Source organism: Rhodococcus sp. IEGM 1370, from assembly GCF_033142325.1.
Classification (GTDB): domain Bacteria; phylum Actinomycetota; class Actinomycetes; order Mycobacteriales; family Mycobacteriaceae; genus Rhodococcoides.
In genome coordinates, this window is the sequence record NZ_JAWLRY010000021.1 from 24,210 (window position 1) to 39,916 (window position 15,707).

Here is a 15,707-nt window from a genome sequence, read left to right on the forward strand (position 1 = left end):
GACATGTCCGACGCACACGATGTCCCCATTCGCGACGAATCGATCAGGCTGGGTCAGTTCCTCAAGCTCGCCAACCTCATCGAATCCGGTGCCGAGGCCAAGGGCGTCATCGCCGACGGTTTGGTGAGCGTCAACGGGGACGTGGATGTGCGGCGCGGACGGCAGTTGCAGCACGGTGATGTCGTATCGGTCCAGGGTGGGCCCTCGGCCCGCGTGAGCAAGGAAGAGGCACTGTGAAGGTCGGAAAGAGCGGACTGCCGCGAAACGAAGTTCCCGGGGCATTCGACGTCGGCGCGAAGGCGTACGACCGACTTGTCGGAGCGAACCCCGGTTACCACGAGCACCTGCTCAAGTCGGCCAAGCGGCTGCGGATCCCCGATCTCGGTGCCGGCCTGCGCTTGCTCGACATCGGTTGCGGTACCGGCGCATCCACTGCCGCGTTGCTCGAAGCCGCCCCGCACGCCGAGATCGTCGCCGCCGACGCATCCGCCGAAATGCTCGAGGTCGCTCGGAGCAAGGACTGGCCGTCGAACGTGACGTTCGTGCACTCACGCGTCGAGGATCTGGCCGTGAACGGGGTCGACGGTCCGTTCGACGCGATCCTGGCCGCATACCTCATCCGGAATGTCGACGAACCCGACACCGAGCTGAAATCGCTTCTGGCGCTGCTGCGTCCGGGCTCGACCATCGCGTTCCACGAGTACTCGGTACACGATTCGCTCCGCGCCAGGATCTCCTGGAACGTGGTGAGCTGGGGCATCATCATTCCGCTCGGCTGGCTCGCGACACGTGACGCCACCCTGTACCGGCACCTGTGGCGCAGCGTCGTGACCTTCGACGGCGCGTCGGCCTTCATGCGGCGGATGCAGCGTGCGGGATACACCGGCGTCGCGAGAGAAACGATGACCGGGTGGCAGAACGGTGTGGTGCACACGTTCCTCGGCTCTCGTCCCAGGGAGGAAGAGCGTTGACCGACTCCAAGAAGGTCACCCATGCTGCCGCGCAGGGATATTCGGATGCCGGTCAGCTGGCTGACGTCCCGCACGTGGTGGTGGTCGGCGGCGGTATCGCAGGCCTGAGCGCCGCGACAGCACTGGCCGAGCGTGGTGTGAAGGTGCACCTGGTCGAGCGCGAGAGCTACCTCGGTGGCCGCGTCGGCGGCTGGGACACGACGCTGGAGGACGGATCGCACGCGACCATGAGCCGCGGCTTCCATGCGTTCTTCCGACAGTACTACAACCTGCGAAACCTGTTGCGCCGCACAGATCCAGGGTTGTCTCGGTTGCGTCCGGTCGACGACTATCCGCTGATCGACGGTGACGGCCGGATCGACGGTTTCAAGGGCCTGCCCGACACTCCGCCGCTGAACGCATTCGCGTTCGTCAAGCGCAGTCCGACGTTCCGGTGGAAGGATCTCACCGACCTCAACGGTATTGCCGCCCTGCCGTTGATGACGGTGAGTGTGCCGAAGACCTTCGACGAATTGGACACCACTCCGGCCGCAGAATTTCTGCGCAACATCAACTTTCCCGAGGCCGCGCGGCACCTGGCGTTCGGCGTGTTCTCCCGCAGCTTCTTCGCCGATCCCGAGAAGATGTCCGCCGCCGAGCTGGCGATGATGTTCCACATCTACTTCCTCGGCTCCTCCGAGGGCCTGATCTTCGACGTTCCCCGTGACCCGTATCCACAGGCGCTGTGGGACCCGCTGGGGGAATACCTCACCGGACTCGGAGTCGACATCAGAACCTCCACACCGTGCGGTGAGATCACCCGCGGCGGCCTGCGAAAGTTCCGCGTCGACGCGGGCGGCATCATCGACGCCGACGCGGTGGTTCTTGCCACCGACATCGCCGGATTGCAGAGTGTGCTCGAGCAGTCATCCGAGCTCGGGACACCTGATTGGCGCAAACAGGTTGCAGCGCTGCAGAACACACCGCCGTTCCTGGTGCACCGCGTGTGGTTGAGCAAGGCCGTCAACGCGGACCGTCCCGCTTTCATCGGCACCGGAGGCATGCCCCCGATCGACAACATCAGCGTGCTCGAACGCTTCGAGGACGAAGCGGCGCAGTGGGCTGCCCGCACCGGCGGCTCCGTCGTCGAACTGCACGCGTACGCCGCCGAGGAATCCGAGGAGGTCACACGGGCGCAGCTGATGGATCGGATGCATCAGATCTATCCGGAAACCGCTGATGCAGAGGTGATCGCCGAGCGATCCGAGTGGCGCGACGATTGCCCCATGTTCGGCCTCGGCGCGTTTGCCGAGCGCCCGACCGTCCGCACTCCGGAACCTGCTCTGGTACTTGCGGGCGACGGCATTCGTATCGATCTGCCGGTGGCGCTGATGGAACGCGCGGCCACCACCGGACTGCAGGCCGCGAACACACTGTTGGCGAGCTGGGGTATCACCGGACACGACATCGAAACAGTGCCGACCAGTGGACGATTCAAGATGTTCGACGCCATCGAGAGACTCATGAACAGGTGACTTCGGGCATGCGATCGAGGTCGACGATCTGTCGCGTCCGGAGGTGCACGCGCTACTCAGCGAGCATCTCGAGGACATGCACGCCACCTCGCCTGCCGAGAGTGTGCACGCCCTCGATCTGTCGGGTCTGCGCGGACCTGGCGTCACCGTCTGGACCGCCTGGGAGGCGGACGCTCTGCTGGGAATCGTTGCGCTGAAGAAGCTCTCACCTGATCACGCTGAGCTGAAGTCGATGCGGACCACGGGGGCAGCGCGGGGACAGGGTGTGGCATCGCGGCTGCTCGGCTTCGTATTGGACCAGGCTCGGGAGCGGGGCTATGTCAGGGTGAGCCTGGAGACGGGAACTCAGGAGTACTTCGCCGCCGCCCGCAGATTGTATGTGCGCCACGGATTCGCCGAGTGTCCGCCGTTCGCGGACTACGTGGTGGATCCATCGAGTGCGTTCTTTTCGTTGTCCCTGTAGACGTTCCGATGAGAAGGGCCGGCACCGAGTGGTAGGTGCCGGCCCTTCTCGTCAGGCTGCGTGCTGCGTGTGCGGGTAGAGATCGTCGTCGAGAGGCACGGCTCGACACTGATCGAGCACATCCGCCGTCGAGCGTTCCCTCATGCTCGTTTCCACGCCCACTACCGTGCGCCACCACTGTTCACGGTCGGTCGATTCCGTCCACACCACCGCCTCGGACTGCATAATGCATCACCCCAATGGTTTTCGTGATCTGTTCGCCGGAGTGTTTGGGATGCCCGTGTGTTCTCGGATCAGGTCGACTCGTGTGCGATGGACTTCTGTTCGGCTGCAATGTCGCCGTGTGCGATGTCGACCTTGCGCGGCTTCGCGCGTTCTGCGAGGGGAATCGTGATCGACAGAACGCCGTTGTCGTACGACGCGGAGATGCGCTCGGTGTCGACGCCGTCGCCCAGCGATACTTGGCGACGGAACGTGCCGGCGAATCGCTCCGAGGTGATCCACTGCACGCCAGTGCTTTCCGGAGCGGATCGGTGAGCGGTGAGCGTCAACGTACCGCGATCGACGTCGACATCGATCGATCCGGGGTCGACGCCGGGCAGATCGGCACTGAGCACGTAGTGGTCGTCGACTTTGTAGAGGTCCATCGGCATGAATCGCGGGGCGCGGTCCGAACCGGAAGAGGCACCCAGCATGGCCGAGGTGAGGGAATCGACATCACGGAACGGATCGAAACGAAGCACAGCAACCACCTCCTGTACCCAGATGCACTCACCCCTGTGGTGAGTCGCTCCTCAACTGTGCAGAACAGAAATTAGCACTCTCACCCCTGGAGTGCCAAGAGGGATTTCGAAGGTTCTCAGAAATTTTTCAGATCCAATAGTGCTGTGCCGCAGTGGGGGTCGCGATCGCACTAGCTCGTTCGAACACTTAACCCTTGCGCTAAGTATTGCTGCAGCGATAGTGTGCCTTATGGCTCAGTATTCGACCGTTCTCGACGATGTGTTTCAGGCACTGGCCGACCCGACCCGGCGGGCAGTGTTGAGCAGGTTGGGATCCGGACCGGCCACGGTGGGCGAGCTCGCCGAACCGTTCGACATGACTCTTCCGTCGTTCATGAAACACATTCATCTGCTCGAGCGCAGTGGCTGGATTCGCACGCGCAAGGTGGGCCGCGTACGTGCGTGCACGATCGAGCGAACCAATCTGGATGCAGCCGGTCACTGGCTGCAGGAACAACGCGCCGTCTGGGAATCCCGGACGGATCGCCTCGAAGACTTCGTCACCCGGACCTCGAACGAAAGTGAACCGCAATGACATCGATCGATCCTGCTACGGACTTGACCATTTCCCGCGTCATCAGGGCTCCACGGGCAGCAGTGTGGAGTGCGTGGACGGACCCGTCGAAGTTCGAGAAATGGTGGATTCCCGCACCGGCACTGTGTCGCGTGGATGCCTGGGATCCGAAGCCCGGAGGAGCATTCCGCACACTGATCAGTGAATCAGGCGGTGCCTACGAGCCACACATGGACGGCTGCTTTCTCGCCGTCGACGACGGTGAGCGCATCGTATTCACCAACTCGCTCGTCGAGGGTTGGCGGCCGGCACCGCAGTTGTTCATGACCGCGGTGATCACCCTCTCCGACCACCCCGATGGAACCGAGTACCACGCCCACGTGATGCACCGCAACGAAGAAGATCGAAAGATGCACGAGGAGTACGGCTTCCACGACGGCTGGGGCACCGTCATCGCACAACTCGCCGAGTTCGTCGAGGGTCAGGCGCGGCCCTGCGACCGCAACTCGTAGCGTCGCTCGGCGTAGTCGAGGTCGTCCTTCCACAGCCGTGCAGCAGTGAAGTTCATCGCCGGCCGCAACAGACCGGATGCCTTGCGTGCCATCTGGAATCCCGGACGATCCGAGCTGGCGATCGTGGCCTCGATGACGGCGGTGCGCGGTGTGCCGTCGGCTGCGGGAGCGAGCGGCGTCGCATGCGTTTCGACGACGCTGCCCGCTCCTTCACCGTCGAGAATGCGCATGACGATGGTGCGGGGACCGGGGCAGACGAACTCGGCCCGCACCGGAACTCCGACGCCCCGGCTGACGCGGAAGGTCACGTCGACGAGGAAGCGATCGTCCTCGTCGGGCACATCGATGTCGGTGGGCGCGCTGACGACCTTCAGTCTCGCGAACGAGTACGGGTGGAACCAAGCACCGTGCCAGGGGTCGAGTCGATTGGCGATGATGTCGTCGGGCTCGCACTTGCCGACGAGGGTGACCACTCCGGCGATGGCAGTCGAGGCCGGCGGGCGGATCGGGACCACGGGGACGGGCGTCGGCTCCTCTCCGCCGAGCTCGTCCAGACGAACCCACACCAGAACCCCGTCGTCGAATGCGGGAACCGGACGCCAACCGGGCTTGCCCTTCGGCCCGAGCGCAAGACCGTGCCAGCGGCAGACCAATGTGTCGCATTCGATCTTCGCGGTGTCCAACGCGGCACCGAGATGCGGACATGCGCCCGGCCCGATGTGCACCTTGCCTGCCGAGTCACGCCACGCGACGAGTTCGGTGGTGCCCACATAGCGGCCGAACGGCTTGTCGGCCTTGACGTCGCGACTGGCAGCGAACACGAACCAGTTGCCCGAGGTCCGCGTCTTCGCACGCTTCAAAGCAGACTCGATGACCTGCGGATTCGCACCCTTCCAGGTGGGCTCCTGCTTGGCCCACGACTCCGACGGCAGCGGCTGCAACGGCATCGTCTTCGGCCAACGTCGTCGTACTGCATCCAGCGCGGTCATTGTTGCTCCCAAAGTCGACAATCGATTCCCGTGTTCTTTCACCATTGTTCCCGTTCGTGGGTACTCAATGTGACATCTGGTGGCCTTTTCGGGGGTCAATGTCACATCGAGTGGACTCGGGGAGCGGTTGTGGGAGGTTGTCGGCGGAGGGAAATGGTGGACGCTCAGGCCGTTGGGTTCGCGGTATCGACCACCTGGCGGCGCCATTTGCCGAATGATCGGGGCGAGGACACTGCGAGTACGGCGACCGGGTGATTGTCGTGTCGGTAGAGCGCGACGAAGGGGCCGGTGGCGGGGTCGCCTTCCACGATTTCGGCGACGCAGTGGGGTCCGTGATGTCCGGCGAATTGGATTCGTGCGGCGTATTGGTCCGACCACACGTACGGCAGTCCGGTGAAAGTCTTGGACCCACCGGTGAGGAGCGCCTCGACGGCGACGGCCGGTCGGGTGGCGGCGGAGGTCCAGTGTTCGTCGCGTCGAATCACCCCCGCGGCATCTCGCACCGCAGCGCAGTCACCGACGGCGAGCACAGCCGGGTTCGAGGTGATGCCGCGCTGATCGGTCACCACCCCGCCGCAGATCTCCAGTTCGGATCCGTCGAGCCAGCCGACATTGGGCACCGAGCCCACTCCGAGCACGACCACATCGGACTCGATCGTTGAACCGTCCGCCAATTCCACCGCACGCACCCGCCCCGCCGCGACGACGAATCCGGCCACCGACACCCCGGTCAGTAGTGCCGCACCGGCGTTCCGATGCCAGCCGGCGATGAGTGAACCCAACTCACCACCGAACACGCGGGCAAGCGGGGTCTTCGATGCCTCGACCACCGTCACCGATGCGCCCAATCGAAGTGCCGTCGAGGCCACTTCGCTGCCGATGAATCCGGCACCGACCACCGTGACTCGAACGCCGGGCACCAACGAACTCCGCAGGGCCAGCGCATCGTCGAGGCTGCGGAGCACGTGAATCCCGTCGACGCCGATGGTCCCCGGCAGGCGGATGGCGGATGCACCCGTCGCGATCACCACGGCATCCGCCGTCACATCGCCGGAGACGGTGGATACCGTCGTTCCCGACAGGCCCGTCGCCGCGCATCCGAGGCGCCAGTCGAGATCGAGGTCGTCGACGTCCAGCGATACGGCCGATTCGTCGCCGAGCAGAAAAGCCTTGGACAACGGGGGACGGTCGTACGGCTGGTGCACTTCGTCGCCGATCATCGTGATGCGGCCGTCGAAACCCTGATCACGCAGGGCCCGGGCCGCGGCGACTCCGGCGAGCGAGGCACCGACCACCGTCACCGATTTCACGGGGTGACCGCGATGCGGATGACCCCGTCCTCGACGTGTACGGCGTGCGTTCGCACCGGAACCTTGGCGGGCGCGCCGAGTGCAGCACCGGTGCGGAGATCGAAACATGCTGTGTGCAAGGGGCATTCGACGGCGCAGCCTTCGACCCAACCCTCGGACAGTGAGGCGTCCTGGTGGGTGCAGGTGTCGTCGATGGCGAAGAACTCACCCTCGACGTTGAAGATCGCGATCGGCGGTGCCCCGGCCGGGGTGATGCGCAGGGCCTCCCCGTCGGGGAGATCCTCGGCGCGACCGACGTCGAGCAGGACGCGGGTGGAGAACGTTGCGGTCATGGTCGGGCCTCCGGGGACCTGAGGGTGTGCAGTGCTCGTGTTGTACCCAGCGTGAGATCACCCCGTTGCGGCGATGGAACGCTCGAGTTTCGATCGTGTGAATCTGTTGCGCTATACGAAGTGCAGTTCGTATTGTGCAACTAAATCAACTCGACGTACACCCCCTAGGAGCGTGTCATGTCCTCGAGCATCCCGAGGGTTGTGATCGTCGGTGCCGGAATCGTCGGCTGCAGCCTCGCCGACGAACTCACCGCGCGCGGCTGGACCGACGTGACAGTCCTGGACAAGGGCCCGCTACCGCTCACCGGCGGTTCCACCTCGCATGCGCCGGGACTGGTGTTCGCCACGAACTCCTCCCGATCGATGTCGCGATTCGCGGCCTACACGGCGTCGAAGTTCAAGAACCTCGACTGCTTCCTCGACGTCGGCGGACTGGAAGTGGCGACGACGCCGGAGCGCGTCGACGAGCTGCATCGACGCCACGGCTTCGCGTCGTCCTGGGGACTGACGTCGGAAGTGGTGGACGCCGAGCGATGCCTCGAGCTCTACCCCTTGCTCGACGGCAGCCGAGTCCTCGCCGGTTTGTTCACACCGGACGACGGATTGGCCAAGGCCGTGAAGGCCAGCGCGACGCAGGCCGAGCGGGCCACCGCCCTCGGTGCGCGCTTCATCGGCGGCATGGAGGTCACATCGATAGACCAGAGCAACGGCCGAGTGACGGCTGTGCGCGCGGGCGAGCACACGTTCGACGCCGACATCGTGGTCTGCTGTGCCGGGTTCTGGGGGCCGGAGCTCGGTGACCTTCTCGGCATGCAGGTACCCCTGCAGCCGCTGGCGCATCAGTACGCACACACCACGGCACTGGACCTGCCCTCGCGTCGAGCGGGAACCGAGGCCACGCTGCCCATCCTGCGGCATCAGGACGAGCGGTTGTACTACCGCGAGCACGGCGACCATCTGGGAATCGGCTCGTACCACCATCGGCCGATGCCCGTCGATTCGCGCGAGCTCGGATCGAGCGAGGACGTGACCGCCGAGAGCATGCCGTCGTCGATGCCGTTCACCGAGAACGATTTCGCCGACGCCTGGCAGCGCAGCACCGAGCTGATTCCCACACTCGGAGACGCGAAGATTCAGCACGCGTTCAACGGCATCTTCTCCTTCACCCCGGACGGAGCGCCGATCGTCGGCGAATCCCGAGAAGTCCAGGGACTGTGGGTATCCGAGGCGATCTGGGTGACGCATTCTGCCGGCGTTGCAAAGTCACTCGCAGAGCAGATGATCACCGGGCACAGCGAGATCGACATGCACGAGTGCGACCTGTACCGATTCGAGAAGACGGACCTGGTGCCGTCCAACGTCGCGCGGACGAGTGCGCAGAACTTCGTCGAGGTCTACGACATCATTCACCCGCTTCAGCCGAAGGTGGAACCACGACCACTGCGCGTGAGCCCGTTCTACGGTCGCCAGCAGGAACTCGGCGCGATGTTTCTCGACGGTGCCGGCTGGGAGCGGCCGCACTGGTACGAATCGAACAGTGTTCTGCTCGAACAACTTCCGGAGCAGTGGCAGGCACCCAAGCGCGAGCCGTGGTCGGCGCACTTCTGGTCGCCGATCAGCGCCGTCGAGGCCTGGCGCACTCGTGAAGCCGTCGCGATGTACGACATGACGCCGCTACGACGCCTCGAGGTCGGCGGACCCGGTGCACTCGCGCTGCTGCAGAAGTTGACGACCAACCAGCTCGACAAGAAGGTCGGCAGCGTCACCTATGCTCTGATGCTCGACGCGACCGGCGGCATCCGGAGCGACGTGACCGTGGCGCGGGTGGCCGTGGATCGTTTCCAGGTGGGAGTGAACGGCCCGCTCGACGAGGACTGGATGCTCCGTCATGCCGGTAGCGATGTCTACGTTCGCGATATCACCGGTGCCACAGCCTGTATCGGACTCTGGGGGCCACTGGCCCGAGAGGTGCTGGCACCCCTCACCTCGGCCGACATCTCGCATACGGGTCTGAAGTATTTCAACGGCCGAGCGATTGCTGTGGGCGGAGTCGACGTCCTGGCGCTGCGACTGTCCTATGTGGGCGAGCTCGGCTGGGAGCTCTACACCGACGCCGATACCGCACTGCGCCTGTGGGACACGCTGTGGGAGGCAGGGCAGGCGCACGGCGTCGTGGCCGCAGGACGGAGTGCGTTCAACAGCCTCCGGCTCGAGAAGGGCTACCGATCCTGGGGCACCGACATGACCACCGAACACGATCCGTATCAGGCGGGTCTCGGGTTCGCGGTGCGAAAAGCCAAGGGCGACTTCATCGGAGCCTCGGCGCTGCAGGAAGGACGCGGCGGACCGGTGCTGACCTGCCTGACGTTGGACGACCCGTCGCACGTGGTGATGGGCAAGGAACCGGTGTTGATCGACGGCACCGTGGCTGGCTACGTCACCAGTGCCGCCTACGGATACACGATCGGCAAGACGGTGTCCTACGCCTGGCTACCGGCAGGGCTGCAACCCGGCGATCACGTTGCAGTGCAGTACTTCCGTGACCTACTACCCGCGACGGTCATGGCCGAACCGCTGGTGGATCCCGACATGAACAAGATCAGGTGTTGATATGACGTATGACGTGATTGTTCTCGGTATCGGCGGAATGGGCAGTGCCGCCGCCTGTCACCTCGCCCGACGCGGACAGCGGGTGCTGGGTATCGACCAGTTCGGTCCCGCGCATGCGCTGGGATCGAGTCACGGTGGCTCCCGCATCTACCGGCAGTCGTACTTCGAGGACCCGGCCTACGTACCGTTGCTCCTGCGCGCGTACGAACTGTGGCACGACCTTGCCTCGGACAGTGGGCGGGACGTGTTCACCGAAACCGGTGGTCTCTACGTGGGAAGGCCGGACGGGCTCACGTTCGGCGGTAGCCTGCGTGCCTCGGAGCAGTGGGGCCTGAAGCACGATGTGCTCGACCCCACCGAGGCGCAGCGGCGCTTCCCGACGGTACGGCTGCAGCCCGACGAGTTCGCCCTCTTCGAGGAGAAGGCGGGAATCGCGCGACCGGAGACGACGGTCGCCGCGCATCTCGATCTGGCCGAGGCTGCGGGTGCGGAACTGCGATACGACGAAAAGGTGCTCGGTTGGGAATCCACCGACTCCTCGGTGACCGTCACGACGGTCGCCGGCACGTACACCGCTGGTGCACTGGTCATCTCACCGGGAGCGTGGGCACCGAAGCTGTTGGCCGAGATCGGCGTACCGATGGTGGTGGAACGGCAGGTGATGCACTGGATCACCCCGGAGTCGGGCGAAGCGGCCTTCGACAGCTCGCACCACCCCGTCTACATCTGCGGGGACGGGCCCGATCAGATCTACGGCTTTCCGGCCATCGACGGCGACGGCGGCGGCGTGAAGATCTCGTTCTTCCGGGCCGGAACGCCGTGCGATCCCGACACCATCGATCGCACAGTGCATCCCGAGGAGATCGCGCGACTGCAGCAGCGCATCGTCACCACGTTTCCGGCGCTGTCCGGACCGCATCAGGATGCGAAGACCTGCATGTACACCACGACGCCGGACGAGCACTTCGTTGTCGCTAAGCACCCGGATCACGCGAATGTGACAGTGGCGTGCGGCTTCTCGGGGCACGGCTTCAAGTTCGTCCCCGTCATCGGCGAAGTCCTCGCCGACCTCGCGATCGACGGCACGACGAAGCATCCCATCGCACTCTTCGACCCGGCGAGATGCGCGGTGACGGCATGACCATGGTCGATCCCGAACTGCAGCCGACTCTGCTTCCGACGCTGGGAGGTGAAACCTACGTCGATCCCGCATATTTCGTCCGCGAGCAGGATGGGATATTCGAGCAGATGTGGTTCTGTGCCATCAGGTCGGACGACATCGTCGAGCCTGGCAACTTCCGGACGGTTCAGATCGGGCGAGAGTCGGTTCTGATCAGTCGCAATCGAAAGGGCGGTGTGACCGCGTTCTTCAACATCTGCCGTCATCGCGGCGCGACACTGTGTACCGAGGCGTCGGGAACGGTGCGTCGAAACTTCCAATGCCCCTATCACGCATGGACGTACGATCTCGACGGGAAACTGATCGCAGCTCCCAACCTGATCGACATGCCGATGATCGACCGGGTGGAGTACGGGCTGCGGAAGGTGCATGTTCGGGAGTGGCTCGGCTACGTCTGGGTGTGCGTCGCCGAGGATGCGCCGTCGTTCGAGGACACGGTGCAGGGTGATGTTCGCGAACGGCTCGGCGGTGTGGGTGCTATCGATTCGTACGACATGGACTCGCTCGCCCTGGGACGTCGGATCGTCTACGACGTCAAGGCCAACTGGAAGCTCATCGTCGAGAACTTCATGGAGTGCTATCACTGCGCAACGATTCACCCCGAGCTCACCGAGGTGCTACCGGAGTTCGCCGACGGCATGGCAGCGCAGACATACGTGGGCCACGGTGCCGAGTTCGGCAGCGACATCGCCGGTTTCACGGTCGACGGTTCCCATGGGTTCGACGCCCTCGACGGTGTGAGCGAGGACCGTGATCGGCGGTACTACGCGATCACGGTTCGGCCGACGGTGTTCGTCAACCTCGTCCCCGATCACGTGATCATCCATCGCATGTTCCCGATGGCCGTGGATCGCACTGTCGTCGAATGCGATTGGCTGTATGCGCCCGGGGTGGTCGCCGATCCGACCAACGCGGCAACGATGGACAAGTCGGTGGAGCTGTTCCATCGCGTCAACGAGCAGGATTTCGAGGCGTGCGAGCGGTGTCAGCCGGCGATGTCGTCACGGATGTATCGCGACGGCGGGGTGCTGGTGCCGGCCGAGCATCACATCAGGGTGTTCCATGACTGGGTCGGATCACGCGTGGCCGGACCAACCCAATAGCGTCGAGACACGCTGTGCTGCTTCGAGAACCGAGGATCCAGCAGCGGTGAGACGGTCCTCGTCGAGGCGGTAGGCGGGACCGGAGACAGTGATGGCACCCACCGCGGAACCGTCGTAGCTGATGATGGTAGCTGCTGTCGCGTTGAGTCCTATCTCCAACTCTTCACGGGCGTAGGCAATCCCGGTGGCACGGACCGTCTCGATCTCGTCGAGCAGATCGGCCTTGGTGGTGATGGTGTTCGCGGTGAACAGTTCGAGATGACCGTCGACGCCGGCTTTGAGGAGCGAGTCGTCGTACGCCATCAGGGCTTTCCCGCTGGACGTCGCGTGCAGAGCCGATCTCTCACCGAGCCAGTTGTGACTGATGATCGACGAGCCGCCCCGAACCTGATCGATGTTGACGGTCACGTTGCCGTCGGGCACAGCGATGTTGACGGTCTCGCCGATGGTGTCGGCGAGTTCCTGCAGGATCGGTCGGGCGATGCGGGTGATGTCGAGTTGAGCGGATACGGACGTGGCGAGGCGGATCAGGCCGATGCCCAGGCGATACTTGCCGCGTTCACCCGGTTGTTCGACGAGTCGGCGAAATTCCAGTGCGCTGAGCAGGCGAAAGGCCGTGGACTTGTGGACCTCGAGGTGCGCCGCAACGTCTTGAACCCCGGATTCGCCGTGGTCGGCCAGGTATTCGAGCACCTCGATCGCACGGTCGACGGACTGGACAGGGGACTCGGACACCAACCCAGTCTTGCAGACTCAGCTGACGCCGACCCATCGAAGTGCCGCAGTAGTGGCAGCAGCGGCGAGAACGATGACGACGAACGGCGCTCGTCGCCAGGCAAGTACGGCGGCAACGGCGACTCCCGCGGGCAACGCGAATCCGGCGAAGTCCTTGCCCACGAGGAGGGTCGATGTGGCGACCAGTGCCACGAAGATGACGGCGACGGCAGTGGTCATCACCTTGTCGATCCGGGGTGAGATGGCGACTCGGGTCCTCAGTGCCGGGCCGGCGATGCGGAGCGCGTAGGTGCCGATGACCAGTGCGAGCAGGGGAATCGTGAGGTTCATGCGGATTCCTTCTGTGCAACAGGAGCATTGGAGAGCATGACCGGTACGACGGCGACCAGTGCCAAGAGCACGGGTAGTCCGCTGGGCAGGAACATCGAGGCGACGAGCGCAATGCATGCTCCGACGAGGGCTGCGTTGCGGGTGGCCCGGTCTCGGAGCGCGGGCATGATCAGTCCCAGCAGGATCGCAGGGAATGCGGCATCGAGACCGAGTGCGGCGGTATCGGTGATCGCACCGCCGCCGAGCGTGCCGATCACGACGCCGATGTTCCAGGTGACGAACAGTCCGATCCCGCACAGCCAGAACGCTGTTCGACGGCTGCCCTCGTCCTTTTCGGCAACGCTGAAGGCCACTGCCTCGTCGGTGATGAGGTGAGTTCCGATTAGTCGCTTCATCGGAGAGACGTTGCGAAACACCTCACCGATGGAGAAGCCGAGCGGAACCAGTCGGATGTTGGCGAGCAACGCGCTGGCGACGGCGGCAACGGGATTGCCGCCTGCCGCCAGAATGCCGACGAAAATGAATTGGGACGACCCGGCGAAGACCACCAGTGACATCACGACCGGCAGCCACAGGGGCAGACCCGCTGCCACCGAGATGGCACCGAACGATGCCCCGACCAGAGCGTCGGCCACACAGACCAACGCGATGTCGCGGATGTTGACCCCGTGCAGGGTTCGCCATGTCGAACGCATGGTCGTTATAGTGGACGATGTTAGGCTGTTCGTCAAATCAAACGAACGTACCGATGGAGTGAACGAATGGCGGATACCGGTCCACCGATCGCGGCAATAGCTGCCGCTCTCCAGCAGGAACGACGACGGGTGGGACTTTCGCTCGCAGAAGTTGCGCGTCGTGCAGGGATTGCGAAATCGACTCTGTCGCAGCTTGAATCGGGTACCGGGAACCCGAGCCTCGAAACTCTCTGGGCGCTCAGTGTCACCCTGGACGTGCCGTTCTCCAGGTTGGTCGAGCCCGCGAAGCAGTCGGTCCGCCTGATTCGTGCGGGGGAGGGTCCGAGATTCGCGTCGGACAGGGCGGACTACACGGCGACGCTGCTGGCGTCGTCTCCACCGAACGCTCGGCGGGACATCTATCTGATCAGCGCCGACGTCGGTGAACCGAGGCGCTCCGACCCACACTCGCCGAATGTCGTCGAGCATGTGGTGCTCAGCGCGGGACGGGCGATGGTGGGCCCGATGGGGGAGGCCGTCGAACTGGTGCCGGGCGACTACGTTGCCTACCCCGGCGACGTGCCGCATATCTTCGAGGCCCTTGAGCCGAACACCATGGCAGTGATGATCACGGAACACAGCTGACGTAGGGGGAATAGTCGGCGGGCATGCCTCGTTGGACTCTTTCGACGGCGTTCGCTTGGCAAGCCCCGGGCCTCACCCCATTTGTCGCTTCGAGCGACCACTCGCCGAGAGGCGTTTGCAGCGGACGTCGTCCCTACTTTTGTCCGCAGATCGAGAGGGGCAGGATTCATGGCAGCGAAGACGTGGTTCATCACCGGCACATCCAAGGGATTCGGACGCGAGTGGGCCATCGCAGCCCTCGAACGCGGAGATCGGGTGGCAGCAACCGCTCGCAACACCGACACGCTGAAGGACCTCGTCGAGCAGTACGGCGACGCGATTCTGCCGATCGAACTCGACGTGAACGACCGGGCGGCCGACTTCGCGGCCGTGCAGCAGGCTCACGAGACGTTCGGCTCACTCGACATCGTGATCAACAACGCCGGCTACGGCCAATTCGGCATGATCGAGGAACTGTCCGAAGAGGACGCCCGGGCGCAGATCGAGACCAACGTCTTCGGTGCGCTGTGGGTGACCCAGGCCGCACTGCCGTTCATGCGTGCGCAGGGCAGCGGCCACATTCTGCAGGTGTCGTCCATCGGCGGTATCTCCGCGTTCCCGAACGTCGGTGCGTACCACGCCTCCAAATGGGCCCTGGAAGGATTCAGCCAGGCGTTGGCGCAGGAGGTCGAGGACTTCGGTATTCACGTGACGCTGATCGAGCCGGGCGGGTTCTCCACCGACTGGTCCGGCCCGTCTGCGAAGAAGTCCACCGACATCGCCGCATACGACCCGATTCGGGACAAGGCCACGAAATTGCGCAGCGCCCGGCGGGCGACTCCCGGTGATCCGACTGCAACGCGGTCGGCTCTGCTGAAGGTCGTCGACGCCGAGAAGCCGCCGCTGCGAGTCTTTTTCGGCGAGGCTCCGCTGCAGATCGCGACGAAGGACTACGAATCGCGACTCGCGAGCTGGCGCGAATGGCAGCCCGTGGCCGTCGAGGCACACGGAGGCTGATCAGGCCGCACCTGAGCGTTCACCATCGCATCCGATCGGCGACTTCC

At 64.4% G+C, this 15,707-nt stretch carries 18 protein-coding genes; 11 read left to right on the forward strand and 7 right to left on the reverse strand.

Annotation, left to right across the window (positions count from 1 at the left end; translation table 11 throughout):
* Positions 1-3 precede the first annotated feature (3 nt).
* Genes R4P47_RS20880 through R4P47_RS20895 form a run of 4 tightly spaced genes read left to right on the forward strand, consistent with a single transcriptional unit; the run spans position 4 to position 2,948 of the window.
* Positions 4-237, forward strand: a complete 234-nt coding sequence (locus R4P47_RS20880; protein WP_032397061.1) for an RNA-binding S4 domain-containing protein — start codon at positions 4-6, stop codon at positions 235-237.
* Positions 234-971 carry a class I SAM-dependent methyltransferase gene (locus tag R4P47_RS20885; RefSeq protein ID WP_094638467.1) on the forward strand — a complete coding sequence of 246 codons (738 nt, stop codon included), beginning with the start codon at positions 234-236 and terminating at the stop codon, positions 969-971. The genes R4P47_RS20880 and R4P47_RS20885 overlap by 4 nt, the downstream gene beginning before the upstream one ends.
* On the forward strand, positions 968-2,485 hold the full coding sequence (locus R4P47_RS20890; RefSeq protein ID WP_317785610.1) for an NAD(P)/FAD-dependent oxidoreductase: 1,518 nt from the start codon (positions 968-970) through the stop codon (positions 2,483-2,485). The genes R4P47_RS20885 and R4P47_RS20890 overlap by 4 nt, the downstream gene beginning before the upstream one ends.
* A gap of 13 nt (positions 2,486-2,498) precedes the next feature.
* Positions 2,499-2,948: a GNAT family N-acetyltransferase gene (locus R4P47_RS20895; protein ID WP_411567366.1), complete on the forward strand. Its 450-nt coding sequence runs from the start codon at positions 2,499-2,501 to the stop codon at positions 2,946-2,948.
* Between the two features lie 293 nt (positions 2,949-3,241).
* On the opposite strand, the gene R4P47_RS20900 is transcribed toward R4P47_RS20895, so the two are convergent.
* Positions 3,242-3,691 carry an Hsp20/alpha crystallin family protein gene (locus tag R4P47_RS20900; RefSeq protein WP_269595807.1) on the reverse strand — a complete coding sequence of 150 codons (450 nt, stop codon included), beginning with the start codon at positions 3,689-3,691 and terminating at the stop codon, positions 3,242-3,244.
* A gap of 229 nt (positions 3,692-3,920) precedes the next feature.
* On the opposite strand from R4P47_RS20900, the gene R4P47_RS20905 reads away from it, so the two are divergent.
* A complete protein-coding gene (locus R4P47_RS20905; protein WP_094670403.1) occupies positions 3,921-4,265 on the forward strand; it encodes an ArsR/SmtB family transcription factor in 345 nt (114 codons plus the stop codon).
* Positions 4,262-4,756: an SRPBCC family protein gene (locus tag R4P47_RS20910; RefSeq protein WP_068045342.1), complete on the forward strand. Its 495-nt coding sequence runs from the start codon at positions 4,262-4,264 to the stop codon at positions 4,754-4,756. Before R4P47_RS20905 ends, R4P47_RS20910 begins: the two co-directional genes overlap by 4 nt.
* On the opposite strand, the gene R4P47_RS20915 is transcribed toward R4P47_RS20910, so the two are convergent.
* From R4P47_RS20915 to R4P47_RS20925, 3 genes are all read right to left on the reverse strand, one after another.
* Complete coding sequence (locus R4P47_RS20915) at positions 4,726-5,745, reverse strand: DUF5914 domain-containing protein (protein ID WP_176460232.1); 1,020 nt, start codon at positions 5,743-5,745, stop codon at positions 4,726-4,728. The two genes, R4P47_RS20910 and R4P47_RS20915, sit on opposite strands and share 31 nt — an antisense overlap.
* Before the next feature lie 164 nt (positions 5,746-5,909).
* Entirely contained in the window at positions 5,910-7,055 is a 1,146-nt protein-coding gene (locus R4P47_RS20920) for an NAD(P)/FAD-dependent oxidoreductase (RefSeq protein WP_269595805.1), read from the reverse strand.
* Positions 7,052-7,387 carry a bifunctional 3-phenylpropionate/cinnamic acid dioxygenase ferredoxin subunit gene (locus tag R4P47_RS20925; RefSeq protein WP_269595804.1) on the reverse strand — a complete coding sequence of 112 codons (336 nt, stop codon included), beginning with the start codon at positions 7,385-7,387 and terminating at the stop codon, positions 7,052-7,054. Before R4P47_RS20925 ends, R4P47_RS20920 begins: the two co-directional genes overlap by 4 nt.
* A gap of 177 nt (positions 7,388-7,564) precedes the next feature.
* Here R4P47_RS20925 and R4P47_RS20930 point away from each other — a divergent pair, with 177 nt between their 5' ends.
* The 3 genes from R4P47_RS20930 to R4P47_RS20940 are packed head-to-tail and all read left to right on the forward strand — an operon-like array spanning position 7,565 to position 12,280.
* A complete protein-coding gene (locus R4P47_RS20930) occupies positions 7,565-9,997 on the forward strand; it encodes an FAD-dependent oxidoreductase (protein WP_269595803.1) in 2,433 nt (810 codons plus the stop codon).
* A gap of 1 nt (position 9,998) precedes the next feature.
* Positions 9,999-11,138, forward strand: a complete 1,140-nt coding sequence (solA, locus tag R4P47_RS20935; protein ID WP_269595802.1) for an N-methyl-L-tryptophan oxidase — start codon at positions 9,999-10,001, stop codon at positions 11,136-11,138.
* Positions 11,135-12,280: an aromatic ring-hydroxylating dioxygenase subunit alpha gene (locus R4P47_RS20940; protein ID WP_317785611.1), complete on the forward strand. Its 1,146-nt coding sequence runs from the start codon at positions 11,135-11,137 to the stop codon at positions 12,278-12,280. The genes solA and R4P47_RS20940 overlap by 4 nt, the downstream gene beginning before the upstream one ends.
* On the opposite strand, the gene R4P47_RS20945 is transcribed toward R4P47_RS20940, so the two are convergent.
* The 3 genes from R4P47_RS20945 to R4P47_RS20955 are packed head-to-tail and all read right to left on the reverse strand — an operon-like array spanning position 12,254 to position 14,040.
* Positions 12,254-13,015 carry an IclR family transcriptional regulator gene (locus R4P47_RS20945; RefSeq protein WP_269595800.1) on the reverse strand — a complete coding sequence of 254 codons (762 nt, stop codon included), beginning with the start codon at positions 13,013-13,015 and terminating at the stop codon, positions 12,254-12,256. The two genes, R4P47_RS20940 and R4P47_RS20945, sit on opposite strands and share 27 nt — an antisense overlap.
* Positions 13,016-13,033: 18 nt before the next feature.
* Positions 13,034-13,345: an AzlD domain-containing protein gene (locus R4P47_RS20950; protein ID WP_269595799.1), complete on the reverse strand. Its 312-nt coding sequence runs from the start codon at positions 13,343-13,345 to the stop codon at positions 13,034-13,036.
* Positions 13,342-14,040 (reverse strand): AzlC family ABC transporter permease, encoded by a 699-nt coding sequence (locus R4P47_RS20955; protein WP_317785612.1) that lies wholly within the window; start codon positions 14,038-14,040, stop codon positions 13,342-13,344. Before R4P47_RS20955 ends, R4P47_RS20950 begins: the two co-directional genes overlap by 4 nt.
* Before the next feature lie 66 nt (positions 14,041-14,106).
* On the opposite strand from R4P47_RS20955, the gene R4P47_RS20960 reads away from it, so the two are divergent.
* Both R4P47_RS20960 and R4P47_RS20965 read left to right on the forward strand, forming a co-directional pair.
* A complete protein-coding gene (locus R4P47_RS20960; protein ID WP_068045319.1) occupies positions 14,107-14,664 on the forward strand; it encodes a helix-turn-helix domain-containing protein in 558 nt (185 codons plus the stop codon).
* Between the two features lie 168 nt (positions 14,665-14,832).
* Positions 14,833-15,660: an SDR family oxidoreductase gene (locus R4P47_RS20965; RefSeq protein WP_317785613.1), complete on the forward strand. Its 828-nt coding sequence runs from the start codon at positions 14,833-14,835 to the stop codon at positions 15,658-15,660.
* Positions 15,661-15,707 lie beyond the last annotated feature (47 nt).